Here is a 16,131-nt window from a genome sequence, read left to right as displayed (position 1 = left end):
CAGGAGACCTTCAGGTCGTGCAAGATGTCTTATACGTCCTGCAGGTGGCAGGAGACGTCACGAAGGAGTGATCATGGCTGTCCCTCGCAAACTGTCCGTCGTGGATACGACGGTCTTCCCCATCCCGCCGTTTCTGGTCGGCCAGGTCGAGCCGGTGCTGAACTTCGACGACAAGGTGCGCCGTCCTGACGGTTCTCGCCCGCAGCTCTTCGACAAGGACACCGGCCTCCCCGTTTGGCAGGTCGCAGTCCTGGATCCCGACCCTGAGGCGGGCAACCGCGAAAAGACCGTCGTGGTGAAGCTGATCGCCCAGCACCAGCCGGTGCCGCCCGAGAACAAGTCGGGCTTCCCCTTCACGCCGGTGCGCTTCACCGACCTGACCGTCACCCCCTGGGTTGACGACAACGGCCCCAAGCCGAAGATCGCCTACTCCCTGCGTGCCTCCGGCTTCACCGAGGCCGCCCCGACGCCTTCGTCCCGCGACCAGGGCAAGGCGGCCTGACAATGGCCATCGTCGCCATCCCCAGCCGCCGCTGGACTGCGCCGCCCGTGCTAGCCGATATCTGGCACGGCATCCGGCTCGTCGGCGTCGCGCTGGCTCGACTGGGCAAGGGGTTCTGGACCACCAAGTGGCTCTTCATCGCGTGCGACGCCTCATGGCTGGCCAGCTGCTGGCTCCTCGGCATCGAGCGCGGAGTGCGGTTGATGGGTTGGATCTTCGGCGCATACGCGGTGGTGGTGGTCTTGGGCGTCGTGTGGTCGCTGGCCAACCCGTTCACCTTCGACCGATTCGTGGCAGGCCCGTGGCGTCGCTGGCACTGGCGTCGGTGGGCTCGGAAGAACTGGGGCGAGCTGGCCCGCGAATGTGGCCTGTCGGTGCAGCGCACCCGCGTCGAAAAGGTGACCCGCAAGATCCGTGTGGGCGATCACACCGAGTACGTCCGTGAGCCCCGCGAGGTCAAGCACTGGGTGGCGCCGTACCTGTCGCGTGTCGAGACGCGGGGTGACCTGCTGGTACTTCGGATCCGGGCCCGCATCGGGCAGACCTTGGAGGAGATCGAGGCCGCCGTCCCCGCCCTGCAGGTCGCTGCCGCCGCCACCTCGGGCCGGTGCGTGTTCGTCTCGGAGTGCCAGGTGGAGGTGCAGCTCATGATGCGCAACACCCTCGCCTCCGGCCGTGAGGCAAGCATCCTGCGCCGTGAAGATCTGGACTTTGTCGGCATCGTCCCTGCTGGTCGTACCCAGGCAGGCACCACGTGGCGTCTGCAGGTGATCGGGCGGCACACGCTGATCGTGGGTGCGTCCGGGTCCGGCAAGGGCTCGCCGATGTGGTCGGTGGTCGGGAACCTCGCCCCCGCTGTGCCGACCGGTGAGGTGCAGCTGTGGGGTATCGACCTCAAGCACGGCCTCGAACTGTCCATGGGCAAGGACCTGTTCTGCTGCATGGCCACCACCCCCGCCCAGGCGTTGGAGGTGCTGCGCCAGTTGAGGCAGGTGTCTCGCGCCTGCATGAGCCCCGCCCTGGTGACCCGCTGCACGTCCTGGTCATCGACGAGCTGGCCGTGCTCACCTCCTACGGCCCGCCCGAGACCGTCAAGGAGTCGTCCCGTCTGCTCTCCGAGATCCTGACGCAGGGCCGCGCCCTCGGTGTCGTCGTTCTCGCCGCAGTGCAGGACCCCCGCAAGGAGATCGTCGGCATGCGCAACCTGTTCACCCAGACCCTCGCGCTGCGCCTCAACAGCGCCACCGAGACCCGGATGGTGCTCGGCGACGAGACCACCCGTGTGGCCCCCGCCCACCGCATCCTGCGCTCGCACCAGGGCACCGGCTGGATCCAGGACGAGGAAGGCAGCTTCGACAAGGTCCGCGCCGACTACTGGCCCGACAAGACCATCCGCGAGGTGGCCCGCCGGTATCCGTCCCCCGTGGTGGTCGAGCTGCCCACCGAACAGCAGGTTGCGGAAGCAGCGCTGCCGCCGGCGCTCAACATCACCAACGCTCCTGACGGCAACGCTGCATCCCAGGGCGCCATGCCCAGGGCACGCAAGCCCCGGGCCCCGCGCAAGCCCCGCCAGCCACGCAGCGGTGGCAGCGAGGGTCATTTCGACAAGGTCAATGACCGTGACGACGCGGACGGTCCTTTTGACAGGCTCAAGGACCAGAAGGGTGATCAGGCAGCATGACCACGCTTGCGGGGGCTCACTTCGACGGGTTCGGTGAGGCATCCCCTCTCGACCTCGACTTGAGCCCCCGCATGGCCGCCCAGCTCCTCGACCGCGTCAAGGACGGCACCTTCGATGCCTTCGCCACCGCTGCCGCCCACGTCGGGCACTGCGCCCACCCCATCCGCCTGTCCGGTTCCACCACCCGTATCGACGCGCACACGGGTGAAGTGTTGAGCGTCTTCCGCTCCACCGACCAGCCCCTCGGTGTCCTGTTCCAGCGCTGCGGCAACCGCCGCGAATCCGTGTGCCCGTCGTGCTCCCGCCTCTACGCCCGCGACACCTTCGAGGTGATCCGCTGCGGCGTCCAGGGTGGCAAGAACATCCCCGACACCGTCGCCGACAATCCGCTGGTCTTCCTCACCCTCACCGCCCCCTCCTTCGGCGCCGTCCACGGCACCCGCGGCGGGAAGCCCTGTCACCCGCGCCGCGAAGGCCAGCTCTGCCCGCACGGCAAGCCCCAGTGGTGCAACCTGCGACACGACGAGAACGACACGCTGCTCGGGCAACCGATCTGCCCCGACTGCTACCGCTACGGCCACCACCTGATGTGGCAGTGGTGGGCCCCCGAGCTGTGGCGACGCTTCACCATCACCCTGCGCCGCCACCTCGCCGGAGTGCTGGGTGTGTCGCCGTCGAAGCTCAACGACTCGTGCTCGGTGCAGTTCGCCAAGGTTGCCGAAATGCAGACCCGTGGCGCCATCCACTTTCACGCCCTCATCCGCCTCGACGGGCCCGTGGCCCAGGGCATCGGCGCCCCCGCCCCGGCGGGCATCACCTCCGAAGTCCTCGCCCAGATCGCCCGGGACGCGGCCGCGGCCGTCTCCTACGTGGCTCCGGCGCCCCACCCGTCCATTCGGCCCATGCTGCTCGTCTTCGGCGCGCAGGTCGACGCCAAGCCCGTCCGCACCAGCCACCGCCCCGACGACCCCGACCGCGAACTGCAGCCCGCCCAGGTGGCCGGCTACCTCGCCAAGTACGCCACCAAGGACGCCACCGCCGGCACGCACGGCACCACCAACCCGCACCTCGACCGGCTGGTTGCCCTCTGCCGCGCCTGGTCGGGCCATGCCCGGGGCCGGGACAACCTGCGCCGCACCGGCCACCACGTCCCCCAACCAGTCGGCAAGGACGGCCTCGACGTCTACACGCACCTGGGCAAGTGGTCCCATGAACTCGGCTTCCGCGGCCACTTCTCCACCAAGAGCCGCCGCTACTCGATCACCCTCGGCGCCCTACGTCGGGCCCGTGCCCGCTTCCAGTCCCTCATGGCCGAACAGCACCGCACCGGCCAGCCCATCGACTGGGCCACAGTCGACCTGCTCGCCGACGAACAGGATGACGACACCACCCTTGTGCTGCGCGACTGGGCCTACGACGGCACCGGATGGGACACCACCACCGACGAAGCACTCGCCCTCGCAGCCGCCGCCCGCGCCCGCGAGTACGACCAGTGGAAGGCCGCACGCAAGAACACCCACCCCCACCCCAAGGAGAACTGAACCCATGAGCAAGACCGACACCCTGCCCGGCCTGGACACCACGCCCCGGCTCGAGACCGCCTTCGACTACCTGACCAGCGACGAGCTGGCCGTCTGGCTGCGCGTCTCCCCGTCCACCCTGTGCCGGTGGCGCAAGACCGGTCAGGGGCCGCGCTGCACCTGGCTGTCGTCCACCTGCCCCCGCTACCTGCGCGCCGATGTGGAGGCCTGGTTGAGGCGGGCTGCTGCGTGAGCATCGAGAAGACCCCCAACGGGCGCTTCCGCGCCCACCTCAAGAGCGGACGTGTGAAGGTCGCCACCCGCACCTTCGACACCCGTCGCGAGGCGGTCGCCTGGCTCACCCGTGAACGTGCCGCCCTGGACGGGGGCATTGATCCTCGCGCCGGCAAGGAGCGGGTGCGTAACCTGCTCCCCCGCTGGCTCGAGATCCGTCGCACGACCGTCGCGGCGAAGACCTGGCAGACCGACCGCGAGCTGCTGCGTCTGGTGCCCACCAGCATGATGGCGTTGCAGGTGTCGTCCGTCAGGGGGCGCGAGGTCGCTCGCTCCTTCGAGGCCCTGCTCTCGCGGGGGCTCGGCCACAACTCCGTGGTTCGCTACCGGGCCAGCCTCTCGGTCTTCTTCGCCTGGTGCGTGCGGGAGAAGCTGATCGCCACCAACCCCGTCACGGCCGTCCGCGTGCCCAAGAGTTCCGCGCCTCCGGTGGAGATGCACCCCTTCACCGAGGATGAACTCGAAGCCGCCTACCTCGCGTGGCAGGAGCGCGACCCTCGCCTGGCCGACGTGATGCTCGTCCTTGGCTGGACCGGACTGCGTTGGGCCGAGGCTCGCGAGCTGCGGGTCGGTGACTTCGTCGAGGTGCCCTCCCCGGCGCTGTACGTGCGTCGCCCGGCTCCCGAGGGCGTGGAGGTGAAGGCCACCAAGAGCGGGCGCTCGCGTCGCGTGCCCGTCGCCAACCGGGTGCTGCCGATCATCAAGCGGTTCACCCTGGGCAAGGGCCCGAACGACCTGCTGCTGACGACGTACATGGGTGCCCAGCTGCACCGCAATGCCGTGGTCCGCACGCTCGACTGGAAGAACACCGCCCAGGGCCGTCGCATCCACGACCTGCGGCACACCGCCGCCTGCCTGTGGCTGGCCCGCGGCGTGGACCCGGGGACCGTGCAGGCATGGATGGGCCATGAGTCCATCGCCACCACGAACCGGTACCTGCACCACCTGGGGACCACCGCCGACATCGCCGGTCTGGCAAGGCTCAATGCAGCCCCGGGGCCCGCCGGGGGCCCGCGAGAGGCGATGACATGGCCCTGAAATCGAAAAACCCCGCGTGACCGGAACCATAATTCCTAGTCAGCGAGGTTTCTTGCTGGTGGAGCATAGGGGATTCGAACCCCTGACCTTCTCATTGCGAACGAGACGCGCTACCAACTGCGCCAATGCCCCAACAACGCGGTTACGCTACCACATCCGGGCGACCCGCGCCACGGACGTGACTCAGTCGACAAGGACCTCGTCAGCCCCGGATTGTCCCTGTTCGCTGGCGACGTCGTCGAGGACGGCGCGCATGTCCTGAATCATCATCTCGATGTTGGACGGGCCCTTCTGCGGTCCACCTGCAATACGGCCGTCCACGCCCAGCAACCACGCCGTCGGGTACCCGTGAACCTCGAAGACCAGGTTCGTGGACCCGTCCTTGTCAACCAAGGACAGCGGACGCAACGACTCTGGCAGTGCCTCGCGAACAGACTCGCTCGTCACCAGGCATCGCACGTCAACCTCGGGCAACAGCATCATCCATCCCGGAGCCTTCGTCATGACTCTCTCGCACGGGCCGCAACCGGGAGAGACGAAGATCAGCAGAACCGGACGCTGCGCCACCAGGCCACGCAGGGTCGTGGTGCGTCCTTCGACATCGGTCACCGATGCCAGCGGAATCGGCACGGACTCATAGTCGGCGATCTCCTCGGCGTCGTCCTCCTCGGCCGCATCATCAACCGGGCGGTAGAGCACCGTCGCGACGACAACGACCGTCAGCACGGCGGCAAGCCACCACCACAGGTCACCGGCTGAGGCCTTGATGATCCTCTCGATAGCCGGACGACGGTCGTCAATGGCCGCGATGAGGGCCAACACCGACGCAGCGACGAGCAAGACGTTGCGGACGATGGTTCGAGCTCCGATGTCACCGGGGGCAAGATCACCGAAACAATGGCAGTCCACCGGATCCGGGATCGTCACGACTGCCCGAATGATGATGCCGAGGTAGAGGCAGAACAGCGCGACAGCGCAGGAGGCGACGACGATTCCGAACACCCCACCGACGATGAGCAGCAGAGCCCCCAGCACGATCTCTGCCCAGGGCAGCATGGACAGCACCCCCGACGGCAGTTGCGAACCGGGGAGGCCGAGTGCGTCGAGGGCATCACTGACTGTGTCGTGAGACTGAACCTTGCTGCCCCCCGAGACGAGGAGGACAACCGCGGCAAGCACCGTGCACAGCGTCAGACCGGAAAACACGGATGCCATTGTGCCACCTCATCTGGCGACTGTCGGAACCGTGCTCAGGCCGACGCAATTCGGACAATCCCCGATGGCCCCTCATGGACCTCCGAGACAGACTGCTCGTCGTCGGAGGCCTCGACCGGCTTCTCTGCGACGACGGGGGTGTCAACCTGGCCAGGAACCGGGCCAGGAGCGGAGAGGTCGATGGTGCGAACGGTCCGGGCGCTCAACGGCGTCGAGACATAGGTGGGAGCGGTGACGACGACGTCATCCCACAGCGAGCCCTCCGGGGCTGTCACCGGGCGGTCGAGGTCGATGGTCCAGGAAGTGGGCTCGTCGTCGGTGCGAAAGGGCTCCGTCTTCACCTCCAAGACAATGGTGTCCTCGTCCCATCCCCTGTCGATGAGGGCGTAACGACGATCAAAACGCTTCGTCATCTCCACCACGGACCACCGCGCCAGGGCGAAAAACCCGACCAGCAGAAGGCCGAAGACCGCCACCAGCCACCACGGAGTGACGTCGGCGATGGCAAGCACCATGAAGAGTACCGTCAAGCTCAACAGCGCCAGCATCGTCGCCATCCGACGCTTGGCAGCCACTGCCCAGGACCGCCTCAAGTCACGACGGGCGTACGACCTGGTGTACGGGGTGGACAGCTCCACCTCGGGGCCGTCCTCGGTCTTGTCAGGGGTAACTGTGCAAAAGCCTCGGGACACCACGTTCATGGTGTCCGGGAAGTCTTCGTGCCTGTCATCAGACACCTCTTGGGAACGTCGACGATTGACGACCATGGGGACGAGATAAGCGATCCATCCCACGAGGACGATGGCGATGAGAACAGCTTGGACGGCTTGCACGATTGACACGCTACGGTCTCTCTTCGGCGTGTCGCGTGGACCACACGCGGAGTGTCGGAAAACGAATCACAACGATGTTGTTCAGTCCTCGTCCTCACCCACCGGCGACCCCGGCAGAAGGTGGTTGGCGAGGTAGTGGCACAGGACGCCATCGGGGTAGTCGTCAGCCAGCAGACGAAACACCCGGTGATCGCGCCATTCACCGTCAATGTGGAGGTAAGCGGGCCTTATGCCCTCCTCTGTCATGCCGAGTTTCTCCACCACACGCAAGCTCTTGACGTTCTCAGGACGCACGCAGATCTCGACCCGGTGCAACCCCATCACTTGGAAGACGTAGTCGCACGCCAGAGCCACTGCTGTCGGCGCAACTCCCTTGCCCGCATGGGCGGACGCCACCCAATAGCCCATCGAGCATGACATCGCCGATCCCAAGGAGATCGACGACACCGTCAGCTGACCGATGAGCGGAGTCGTGGCACGGTTGGTGGCCCGATGATCGGGCCATCCGTCGTCCCAACCGATGGCCCACGGCAGATTGCTGCCTTCCTTGGCACGCTTGCGATTCCTGGAGAGCATCGCGAGATATCCACCTACGCGCTCGTGGGACCCCGGTGGTTTCGTCGCCTCCCAAGGGGCGAGCCATTCCCAGTCGAGTTCGCGCGTGGCCGTCCATCTCACCTCATCGGCTCGCCGAAGCGGACGCAAAACCACCCCACCAGCCTGCAGGGTCACCGGCCAATGGTGGTGACGTGGCAGCGTCACCCCCCACGGCAGACGAGATGAGGCCATGGCGTCACCTCAACCGCCAGCACACCAGCGGCATACCGGTCGGAACCGGCTCATCGCCCGCCCCGACGACGGCGATCGCGTCGGCCATCGACAGGTCAATGGTGTGGGTGACATCACCCATTCCCGCTCGCAAGAGGACCGGGCGGCCTCCGACTCGAGCCAGACGCACCGGGACGAAGGTGGTGGAGTCCGGGTGACGGGCAATCGGCCGATCCGTCTCGGCCCTGAGCACATCGGCCGGCGGCAGGCCTGACAGCTTGCGCAGCAGAGGCTGCACGAACACCATGAACGAGATGAGAGCTGGTCCAGGACCTGCCGGCAGGACGACCAGGGGGACCAGGCTCGGGTCGATGAGGGCGAATCCCTGATTGGCCCCCGGCTCCATCGCTACCCTGGCGAAGTCAGTACCTCCCATACGTGGCAGTACCGAGGAGACGGGGTCCTGCTGACCGACAACCATGTGATCGCTGGTGGTGAGGACGAGATCCGCACCACGTCCGGCATCGGCGAGCAACCGCGCCAACTCGTTGTCGCTCGAGGTGTCGGTGGAGATGACGGTGACATCGACGTCAAGGGCCCGGGTGGCGGACTCGATGGCTGCAGCGGTGGCATCGAGAGAGGCCACCTCTTCGACGCCATTGACCCGAGCTCGCCTCTCAATCTCCTCGCGCTGATCCTCATCAGGTCGCACCGCGACGATGACGACCTTGGGCCGCGGCCGTACGAACACCTCGTCGATACCGGCCGAGGCCAGCATCGAGATGATCCCCGGATGCAAGATCGTCCCATTGCGGACCAGAACCTCACCTGTTCCGTAGTCCGAACCCGCGAGGCGAGCCCCAGCCCACCTCTTGACCGGAGAGAACAGCACGATGTCACCGTCGGCGTCGAGCAGGTCCAGTGGGAGGACGCAGTCGGTGCCTTCCGGCAACAGCGACCCAGCCATGACGCGCACAGCAGTGCCCGGGGTCACCGGAGTGGGAGGACGACGATCGATCTGGATCTCCACGGCACCAGAACGACCTGCCATTCTGGTGGACGCAGAATCGAGGGCATACCCGTCGATGACGGCAGTCGTCACCACTGGGACGTCATGAGGTGCGTGGATGTCCTCACACACCGCCAGCCCCACGGCCTGCGGCAAGTTCATGGCGACTGGTGGAACGGCCTGCACGAGGCTGCACAGGTAGTCGCGATGATCGACGACTGACCGACGCCCGGACATGTCCGTCTCGGGCGCTCCCGGCAAACCGAGGGGCTCCATCTCGGACTCCGGGGCATCGACCTGCTTCTTCCTGTGGAACAACGCCATGGCATCACCCTAGAGGTCATTGCACTGTCTGCCCGACAGCGACTCGGCCAGGGCGTACTATGAGGGGGTGATGACGCACCACGGCCCAGCCAATGAGGACTTCTCTGATCCTCGGCTCGGCAAGGAGGAGCTCCGACGTGGCTGCCGTGACCGCCGGGCAGCCGTGGACCACCGGACCCGAATGGGCAGGGACGACCGACGCACCGAGCACGCCATGAGTCGGCTGCTGTGGGCTCACAAGGTCGCCCTCTACCTGTCTCGCGGGGACGAACCGGACACTGTAGGTCTGGCAGACACCCTCGTCATGATGGGAAAACAGGTTCTTGCTCCGGTCCTGACGGACGGCCACGGTCACTCCCTGCACGAACCAGCGTGGGCGTGGTACGACGGCAAGAACGTACGTACCGGTCTGTGGCAGATCCCCGAGCCGATCGCTCCTGTGCTGCCGGCCTCAGCCATCACCGTGGCCGAGGTCGTGCTGTGTTCAGCCTTGCTGGTCGACCGGGCGGGGTACCGGGTTGGCGTGGGAGGCGGCTGGTACGACCGCGTCCTCACCCAGCGAACCCCTGGGGTTCCGGTGTGGGCAGTCGTCAATGACGACGAGATCGTCGACGAGGTTCCCCATGATCCATGGGACGAGCCGGTCACCGCTGCTCTCACTCCCACTGGCCTGCACCTGCTGGGTCAGTGAATGACGCGGAATTTCTTGGTACCCGGCAGTACGCCTATCATTCGACAGGCGCCTGACACCGATCGGGCCGGAACGAGGAGACCATGCCCACCTACCAATACCGATGCAACGACTGCGGCCATGACCTCGAGGTCGTGCAGAAGTTCAGCGATCCCTCGCTGACCGAATGCCCCACCTGTGAGGGTGAGCTGCGCAAGGTCTTCAACGCAGTGGGCGTGGTCTTCAAGGGGTCGGGCTTCTACTCCACCGACAACCACACCAAGGGAGCATCCAAAGCGGCTACCGCCGAGAGTTCGACCTCCTCCGATTCCTCCTCGACGAAGTCCGAGTCGTCCTCGTCATCCCCCTCGACGACGAAGACTGCTGACAGCGCGTCCTGAGTGGAGGGTCCGGACAGGACGTGAACTGCCTGTGGACAGAAATTGCCCTGTGGACAACTGAACGATTTCGTCTCCTCCGACGATAACTGTGGGTGTGAGACTGACATCGAAGAACTCCCAGGACCCTCGCCGACCACAATCGACTCTTAAGCACAAGACCACCGCGCGACGCCGTCTGCATGTCCTCGTCGCGCGCCATCGACGCGGCCTGGCAGCCCTTCTCGCCGCACTGGCGGTGCTGCTCGTGGCCTCCCCCGGAATCGCCACGACATCCTCCGGACGAGAGGTCATCGTTGCCGCCCGTCCCATCGAGGGTGGACGCACTATTCAACGCTCTGACCTACGTACCGTCCGAGTGGATCCTGCCATCCTTCCCCATGAAACAGTCACCCTCGCTCAGGTGGAAGGCCGCCAAGCATCGGCTCGCATCACTGAGGGGACGATCCTGACGACGTCTGCCGTGTTGTCCGGCTCCAGCGTCGGATCCGGGAAAGCCCTGGTAGGAATCCATCTTGTCGACTCGTCGATGGTCGGGATGCTGCAGGTGGGCCAGCGGGTGTCCGTCGTCTCCCCCGGCGAGGATGGGACACCGCACGTCCTGACCCATGGCGCGATCATCCGTAGCCTGCCCACCAGCGGAGGTGGACTCACGCAAGGCTCCCCGTCCACGGAGTTAGTGGTGGTGTCCACCGGATCCGCCGATGCCGCGGCGATCGCCGTGGCAGGCCAAGGACAGCCCCTGGGACTGGTTGTGGAATGAGTTCGCATCCGACGAAACAGCGTGAACGGTTTTAGCCGCACCTCTGATGTCCCATTATGGTTCTCGACGGGCCCGAGGCCATTGGGCACACACCACAACCCGAAAGGAGCCCTGTGAAGGGATTCAAGGACTTCCTGATGCGCGGCAACCTCATCGAGCTCGCCGTGGCATTCATCCTTGGCGGCGCGTTCTCCACCGTCGTCAAGTCGTTCACCACAGTGATCATGGATCTGCTCGGCAGGATCGGCGGCACCCCCAACTTCTCAGGTTGGGTACCCGGTGGAGTCCATGTCGGCGCCTTCATCACCGACGTCATCTCCTTCTTCGTGATGTCCCTCGTCATCTACTTCGGGCTCATCAAGCCCGTGGAGATCGCCACGAAGAAGCTCAAGCACACCGAGGAGGAGGCGGTTGCCGCCCCCACCACCGCCGATCTGCTCATCGAGATCCGCGACGAGCTGCGGTCCCGTCCGGTTCAGTGAGCCGCCTCAGTGCAACACGCTGTGCGGTGGTCGTTCGGCCAACAGACGAGCCTCGTCCGGCCCGATGACCACCGCGCCGCGATGCACTGTCGCGCTCAACCCGTCCAGCCCGGCGATCCGACGCGCCTGGGCGAGTACCGCTCCATAGCGGGCGAACTCAAGTCCGGTGGACAGGTCGTCGGGAAGCGGATCGGGCCACGAGCGACCGGCCTGTTGGCATTCAGCACGCCGCTGCGCGAGTCGTCCGGCAGGCCAACCCAACCCGACCAACCACTTCACCAGGTCGGCTGCCTCCCAACCGGGCTCGTCAGGGGCGGTGAACCGCTGTCCGGTGAGGACTGCGGCCACCGCTTCCCAACACTGCTGATCAGGTGTCACTTCTCACCGGGAATCTCGCCGGTGAGTACGGTGCCGTCAGGGATCGTCTGAGGCTTCTCGGTGCTGAGAGAGACATCTCCCTCGACGACGACCCCCGACCCGAAGGTCCAGTCTCCCTTGACCGTGAGAGAGGTGGCCCTGCGCAGCGACGGTGGCTCCGCGATGCGGTCGGTGAAGTCACCGACCTTCTTGTAGAACTCCTTGTCAAGGTCAATGGCGCAGGTGTCGTCAGTCATCTTGACCAAGTGAGCGGAGTCGTCGAGATCGTAGACGTCGGAACGCAGCAGCAACAGCTCATTAGTCGTCTTGACCGGCAGGAACCGGGAACGATCCACGCAGATGCAAGTGGCACCCTCGAAAATCTCGATGGCACCGCCCATGGCCGACTCGATCTGGATGACCGGGGTCGAGGAGGAATCCTTCGGGTCGACGGTCTTCTCGTTACGGATGATCTGCAGACCCATCACGCCGTGACGCTCGTCGAGGACCTTCTTGAGGGCCTCGAGGTCGAACCACAAGTTGTTGGTGTGGAAGTAGGGATGACGGTTCTCGTCGGTGAAGTACTCCATCTCCTCATCGGCGGTTTGAGCGGTGTCGCGCAGGATGAGCTGGCCGTCGGACTTGCGGACGGCCAGGTGTCCACCCTTCTTGTCATTGATGGTGCGACGACACAGCTCAGCGGCGTACGGGGCACCCGAGGCAGCGAACCAGCCAGCCAGACGACCGTCGGGGACCGCTCCCAGGTTGTCGCCGTTGGACACCGAGGCGTACTTGAACCCGGCCGCCAGGAGCTTGTCGAGCACACCGGATCCGAGCAGGGCGGTGTAGAGGTCACCGTGGCCCGGCGGGCACCACTCCAAGGAGGGGTCCTTCTCCCACTCAACCGGGGCGAGAGTCTCGGCGTCAAGCTTGGGCTCCTGATTCTGCAGGAAGTCCAGGTCCAATCCCTCGACGGCTAGGTCCGGGTACTTCTCGAGGGCCTTGAGGGTGTCCGCACGGGTGTTGAAGGAGTTCATGAACATCAGCGGCAGACGGGCGCCGAACTCTTTGCGGGCCGACAGCACCTGGGTAGCGATGATGTCGAGGAATGACTTGCCGTCACGCACCTCCAGCAGCGACTTGGCGCGATCGAGCCCCATTGAGGTTCCGAGCCCGCCGTTGAGTTTGATGATGACGGTCTTGTCGAGGGCATCAGCAGCCTGTTCCTCGCTGAGTTCGACGTCGTCGAGCATCGGCGGATCGGTCAGCGGGGAGATGGTGTCCTCGCGGATGAGTCCGGTGACACCGGTCTCGAGCTGGTGGTAGTAGGAGGTGAAGACATTGATGGCGACGGGATCGACACCTGCCTCGGTCATCTTCTGGCGTGCAGCTTCAAGTCCTTCTTCGCTCATCCTTGCTCCCCTGCTGGTAGACGGACCTGGCCAGTCTATCGAGGAGGGGCTACCGGCGCGGTGGAGCATGCCACCCCGTCACCGGTGATCCACGCAGCCAGAACGCGAACCCGGCTCCCAGGGCGACGTTCCGGGGACAGGGTCAAGGTCACTTGACCAGGTTCGTCCACCGTTGCCACGCTGGAGGTGACAGTGCGGGAGCGTCGGTCCACCAGTAGGACGTGGACGACTCCCCCGACCCAACCATGTAGGCCGACGGAGACCGCGTCCCCCACCCAGCTCGCGGAGGTGACTTCCCCGGCCCGGCGCGAGTCCAGACGTGCCAGCCCGGACAATCCGATCCCTGTCGTCATGGCCTGCTCAATGGATTGCGGGGAATCCGCCGAATTGAGGGCGTCCAGTGGCATGACAGGATCGTCGACCGGCCAGTCCCGACCCTGGCCGGGATGATCGTCGAGGACTGCAACTCCCCAGCGATAGGGGTCTCCCTGCACCCCTCCCCACACCGACCAACCAATGCGACTCTTGGCAGTCTGGTCGGAATCGGTGTCGTAATAGAGGATGTTCACCCCGATGTGGTTGGGGTCGATGGGTGAGGGCAGGATCGACATCGGAATGGCCACCTGAATGTGGCTGCCGTCCGGAATCGGTCGAGCCGTCCATCTCATGCCGGGAGCGGTCTGCCAGGCCGGACCCTGACGCTGGTCGGCGTCACGCAGAGCCCACGCCCCGACGTCTGAGGTGAAAGGGATGACGGCCGCCTTGAAGGTGGACGAGGTGTTCTCCGAGGTCCCCTGCGGATCGATGTCGATCTCCAGGGAATCCGTACGCCAATGGCCCTTGCAGTCGGCGCTGGCCAACACCGATCCCCGCTTGGGGTCATGAACGGACGCATCGACGTAGAGGTAGTCGTCGCACCAGGCCATCCAGACCTTTCCGGAGGCGTCACGCATGGCCGCACACTCGTCACCTTCCCAGACCCGGGAGATGTCCATGGGCTCGCCGGTGAAGACCTCGGAGTCGAAGGCACCATCGAGTTTGGGAGGACGTGGGGCGTGGGGAACACGGGTGGACGGCACCAGCTCGATCCACTGCGGAGTGGACCACTGACCGTCCTGCGATGTCACCGTCAGGGTGTACTCGTAGTCGCCGCCGTACTTGCCGGTCTCCAGGGTGGGGTCGGTGTTCGTCAGCTCCGCCTCGACCCGGCAGGCCTCTCCCGGCGGCAACGGACCGTAGCTGATGCGGCTACAGGCAACATCGAACCCTTCGGGAAGGTCCAGGATGAGGTCGCCGGACTGCTCTCGGTCGCTGTGATTGGTGACGACCAACCCCAGCCGCCTCGTCAGCCCTGATCCCAGCGTCACGACTGGCCTGACCAGCCTTGAAAGCTGAGGCATCCCGACTGAGTCAACCCACTGTTCATATTGGCTGACCTGGGGCAGGAAATCCTGGTGGGCACTCACAGATGGCAGGACGACGACTCGCGTGTCGGTGTATCCCACTCCCTGGTCGGCACGAATCCGCAGCCCGACCCGAGCAGGCCCCTCAAACGCATTCATCGGGATCGTCACCCTCACCTCGGTGGTGAACGCCGGCTCAGGGGAAACCTCATCGATCTCTCCGATCTCCACCTGCCAGCCCTCGGGTGCGACGGTCTCGAGGGTCACTCCGGACAGATCACCGGAAAGTGAGAGACGACCATCGAGTACCTGCCCGGCCGTGGCCGTCGCGGGAAGGTCCAGGTCAACCGTCGTTCCCAGCGGCAACCCACCATCCTGCCGCACTGCTGCACCGGCGAGCACGGCGTCGACGCGAGATGCTTCCGGGGTCCCCATCTGGGGGTGGGGGCCCCGGGACGCCACCTGACTGAGAAAGGTTGAACCGATGAGATGGGGCTGGGTGGGAACATCTCCCAGACATGCCCAGCCCTGGGAGATGAATCTCCGCTGAGCCTGACGCTGATGGTGGGCCCAGGTCACACCGGCATCGTCAGTGACCCCTTCCCACAACGCGTAAACGGTGCTGGCATCAGCCTGTTCAGGCACCAGGGCTGCGTCCGGACCAGTGGGGCGCTCCCCGCCGAAAGAGTCCAGGAGGAGCCGTGACACCTGCCACGGCTGGAGTCCTTCGACCTCGACCTGGTCGGGCGCGAAGGTGGGATCAGCCGCCGCCAGATAGGCCTCGACGGCCAGCCGACCGGCCATCTGATGGTTGCCGTGTTGCCCCGGCATCGGGGCTGGATTCATGGTGATGATGACCGAAGGCTGGGTCGCCCTGACCACCCTGACAAGCCGAGAGAGGGTGTCGAGGTGTCCCCACACCCGAGCCGTGAGGGGCGCCGAAACGGTGTAGTAGAAGTCGACCTTGTCGAGGTAGAAGAACCTCTCAACGCCCACCAGGGACAGGGCACTGCGTTCCTCCCTCTCCCGCAGCAGACCCAACAGCGGGCCGTCCTCGCTGCCAACCGCATTGCCGCCACCCTCACCACGGGTGATGGACACGACGCCCACCTTCACTCCGCACTCGTGACGCCACCGTCCGAAAGCAGCGAGCAAACCGGACTCGTCGTCGGGATGAGCACCGATGAAGAGGACGTCGAGACGCTCGGGCCTGGGCTGGGTCATCCCCACTCCCATCGCAGGTGTTTGGCGGTCAGGTGTTGATGACCGAGTGTAGCGAGGCCCGCCTGCGTGGCCCACGAGGTTGACAGGACATCCCGGTCCATCTGAGAGGCGGGTTGGCCCTGCCCACCACACCGGACTAGGCTGGTGTGGCCCTTCGTGGGCAGGGCCCCGTAGCTCAGGGGATAGAGCAGTGGTTTCCTAAACCATGTGTCGTAGGTTCGAATCCTATCGGGGCCGC

General features: G+C 65.6%; 17 protein-coding genes and 2 tRNA genes. 11 read left to right on the top strand and 8 right to left on the bottom strand.

Going from position 1 to position 16,131, the window contains the following annotated elements; all coding sequences use genetic code 11:
• Positions 1–73 precede the first annotated feature (73 nt).
• The 6 genes from AC6I1W_RS05315 to AC6I1W_RS05290 are packed head-to-tail and all read left to right on the top strand — an operon-like array spanning position 74 to position 5,035.
• Positions 74–502, top strand: coding sequence for a plasmid replication, integration and excision activator (locus AC6I1W_RS05315; RefSeq protein ID WP_270237320.1), 429 nt, complete (start codon positions 74–76; stop codon positions 500–502).
• A 2-nt stretch (positions 503–504) separates the two neighbouring features.
• Positions 505–1,629 carry an FtsK/SpoIIIE domain-containing protein gene (locus AC6I1W_RS05310; RefSeq protein WP_270237319.1) on the top strand — a complete coding sequence of 375 codons (1,125 nt, stop codon included), beginning with the start codon at positions 505–507 and terminating at the stop codon, positions 1,627–1,629.
• Positions 1,563–2,183, top strand: coding sequence for a hypothetical protein (locus AC6I1W_RS05305; protein WP_270237317.1), 621 nt, complete (start codon positions 1,563–1,565; stop codon positions 2,181–2,183). The genes AC6I1W_RS05310 and AC6I1W_RS05305 overlap by 67 nt, the downstream gene beginning before the upstream one ends.
• Positions 2,180–3,724 carry a replication initiator gene (locus AC6I1W_RS05300; protein ID WP_284950388.1) on the top strand — a complete coding sequence of 515 codons (1,545 nt, stop codon included), beginning with the start codon at positions 2,180–2,182 and terminating at the stop codon, positions 3,722–3,724. The genes AC6I1W_RS05305 and AC6I1W_RS05300 overlap by 4 nt, the downstream gene beginning before the upstream one ends.
• Positions 3,725–3,728: 4 nt before the next feature.
• Positions 3,729–3,956, top strand: coding sequence for a helix-turn-helix transcriptional regulator (locus tag AC6I1W_RS05295; protein ID WP_016667075.1), 228 nt, complete (start codon positions 3,729–3,731; stop codon positions 3,954–3,956).
• Positions 3,953–5,035 (top strand): tyrosine-type recombinase/integrase, encoded by a 1,083-nt coding sequence (locus AC6I1W_RS05290; RefSeq protein WP_270237315.1) that lies wholly within the window; start codon positions 3,953–3,955, stop codon positions 5,033–5,035. The genes AC6I1W_RS05295 and AC6I1W_RS05290 overlap by 4 nt, the downstream gene beginning before the upstream one ends.
• Positions 5,036–5,091: 56 nt before the next feature.
• Here AC6I1W_RS05290 and AC6I1W_RS05285 read toward each other — a convergent pair.
• From AC6I1W_RS05285 to AC6I1W_RS05265, 5 genes are all read right to left on the bottom strand, one after another.
• Positions 5,092–5,167, bottom strand: a tRNA-Ala gene (locus AC6I1W_RS05285).
• Positions 5,168–5,218: 51 nt separating this feature from the next.
• Positions 5,219–6,250: a TlpA family protein disulfide reductase gene (locus tag AC6I1W_RS05280; protein WP_270237314.1), complete on the bottom strand. Its 1,032-nt coding sequence runs from the start codon at positions 6,248–6,250 to the stop codon at positions 5,219–5,221.
• Positions 6,251–6,285: 35 nt separating this feature from the next.
• Complete coding sequence (locus AC6I1W_RS05275) at positions 6,286–7,083, bottom strand: hypothetical protein (RefSeq protein ID WP_171048607.1); 798 nt, start codon at positions 7,081–7,083, stop codon at positions 6,286–6,288.
• A gap of 81 nt (positions 7,084–7,164) precedes the next feature.
• Positions 7,165–7,809, bottom strand: a complete 645-nt coding sequence (locus AC6I1W_RS05270) for a GNAT family N-acetyltransferase (RefSeq protein WP_171048614.1) — start codon at positions 7,807–7,809, stop codon at positions 7,165–7,167.
• A 67-nt stretch (positions 7,810–7,876) separates the two neighbouring features.
• Entirely contained in the window at positions 7,877–9,184 is a 1,308-nt protein-coding gene (locus AC6I1W_RS05265) for a molybdopterin molybdotransferase MoeA (protein ID WP_270237312.1), read from the bottom strand.
• 70 nt (positions 9,185–9,254) lie between these two features.
• Here AC6I1W_RS05265 and AC6I1W_RS05260 point away from each other — a divergent pair, with 70 nt between their 5' ends.
• From AC6I1W_RS05260 to mscL, 4 genes are all read left to right on the top strand, one after another.
• Complete coding sequence (locus AC6I1W_RS05260) at positions 9,255–9,875, top strand: 5-formyltetrahydrofolate cyclo-ligase (RefSeq protein ID WP_081302627.1); 621 nt, start codon at positions 9,255–9,257, stop codon at positions 9,873–9,875.
• A gap of 83 nt (positions 9,876–9,958) precedes the next feature.
• Positions 9,959–10,255 carry an FmdB family zinc ribbon protein gene (locus AC6I1W_RS05255; protein WP_063279545.1) on the top strand — a complete coding sequence of 99 codons (297 nt, stop codon included), beginning with the start codon at positions 9,959–9,961 and terminating at the stop codon, positions 10,253–10,255.
• Between the two features lie 175 nt (positions 10,256–10,430).
• Positions 10,431–11,015 carry an SAF domain-containing protein gene (locus AC6I1W_RS05250; protein ID WP_333490145.1) on the top strand — a complete coding sequence of 195 codons (585 nt, stop codon included), beginning with the start codon at positions 10,431–10,433 and terminating at the stop codon, positions 11,013–11,015.
• Positions 11,016–11,128: 113 nt separating this feature from the next.
• Positions 11,129–11,497, top strand: a complete 369-nt coding sequence (gene mscL / locus AC6I1W_RS05245; RefSeq protein WP_016667066.1) for a large conductance mechanosensitive channel protein MscL — start codon at positions 11,129–11,131, stop codon at positions 11,495–11,497.
• Between the two features lie 6 nt (positions 11,498–11,503).
• Here mscL and AC6I1W_RS05240 read toward each other — a convergent pair whose 3' ends face one another.
• Genes AC6I1W_RS05240 through AC6I1W_RS05230 form a run of 3 tightly spaced genes read right to left on the bottom strand, consistent with a single transcriptional unit; the run spans position 11,504 to position 15,893 of the window.
• Positions 11,504–11,875, bottom strand: a complete 372-nt coding sequence (locus AC6I1W_RS05240) for a hypothetical protein (protein ID WP_016667065.1) — start codon at positions 11,873–11,875, stop codon at positions 11,504–11,506.
• Positions 11,872–13,266 carry a UTP--glucose-1-phosphate uridylyltransferase gene (locus tag AC6I1W_RS05235; RefSeq protein ID WP_065673248.1) on the bottom strand — a complete coding sequence of 465 codons (1,395 nt, stop codon included), beginning with the start codon at positions 13,264–13,266 and terminating at the stop codon, positions 11,872–11,874. The genes AC6I1W_RS05240 and AC6I1W_RS05235 overlap by 4 nt, the downstream gene beginning before the upstream one ends.
• A 35-nt stretch (positions 13,267–13,301) precedes the next feature.
• Positions 13,302–15,893 (bottom strand): sugar-binding protein, encoded by a 2,592-nt coding sequence (locus tag AC6I1W_RS05230; protein ID WP_270237308.1) that lies wholly within the window; start codon positions 15,891–15,893, stop codon positions 13,302–13,304.
• Between the two features lie 164 nt (positions 15,894–16,057).
• Here AC6I1W_RS05230 and AC6I1W_RS05225 point away from each other — a divergent pair.
• A tRNA-Arg gene (locus tag AC6I1W_RS05225) sits at positions 16,058–16,130 on the top strand.
• Position 16,131: the final 1 nt, after the last annotated feature.

Source organism: Cutibacterium sp. KB22876 (genome assembly GCF_059728865.1).
Note: the sequence above shows the minus strand (reverse complement) of the source record. Positions and strands in the feature narration are given on the sequence as shown.

Bases quoted from the DNA above. Each gene is read 5' to 3' on its own strand.
- AC6I1W_RS05315 (WP_270237320.1), top strand. From the start codon at position 74: ATGGCTGTCCCTCGCAAACTGTCCGTCGTGGATACGACGGTCTTCCCC.
- AC6I1W_RS05310 (WP_270237319.1), top strand. From the start codon at position 505: ATGGCCATCGTCGCCATCCCCAGCCGCCGCTGGACTGCGCCGCCCGTG.
- AC6I1W_RS05300 (WP_284950388.1), top strand. From the start codon at position 2,180: ATGACCACGCTTGCGGGGGCTCACTTCGACGGGTTCGGTGAGGCATCC.
- AC6I1W_RS05295 (WP_016667075.1), top strand. From the start codon at position 3,729: ATGAGCAAGACCGACACCCTGCCCGGCCTGGACACCACGCCCCGGCTC.
- AC6I1W_RS05280 (WP_270237314.1), bottom strand. From the start codon at position 6,250: ATGGCATCCGTGTTTTCCGGTCTGACGCTGTGCACGGTGCTTGCCGCG.
- AC6I1W_RS05265 (WP_270237312.1), bottom strand. From the start codon at position 9,184: ATGGCGTTGTTCCACAGGAAGAAGCAGGTCGATGCCCCGGAGTCCGAG.
- AC6I1W_RS05260 (WP_081302627.1), top strand. From the start codon at position 9,255: ATGACGCACCACGGCCCAGCCAATGAGGACTTCTCTGATCCTCGGCTC.
- AC6I1W_RS05255 (WP_063279545.1), top strand. From the start codon at position 9,959: ATGCCCACCTACCAATACCGATGCAACGACTGCGGCCATGACCTCGAG.
- AC6I1W_RS05235 (WP_065673248.1), bottom strand. From the start codon at position 13,266: ATGAGCGAAGAAGGACTTGAAGCTGCACGCCAGAAGATGACCGAGGCA.
- AC6I1W_RS05230 (WP_270237308.1), bottom strand. From the start codon at position 15,893: ATGACCCAGCCCAGGCCCGAGCGTCTCGACGTCCTCTTCATCGGTGCT.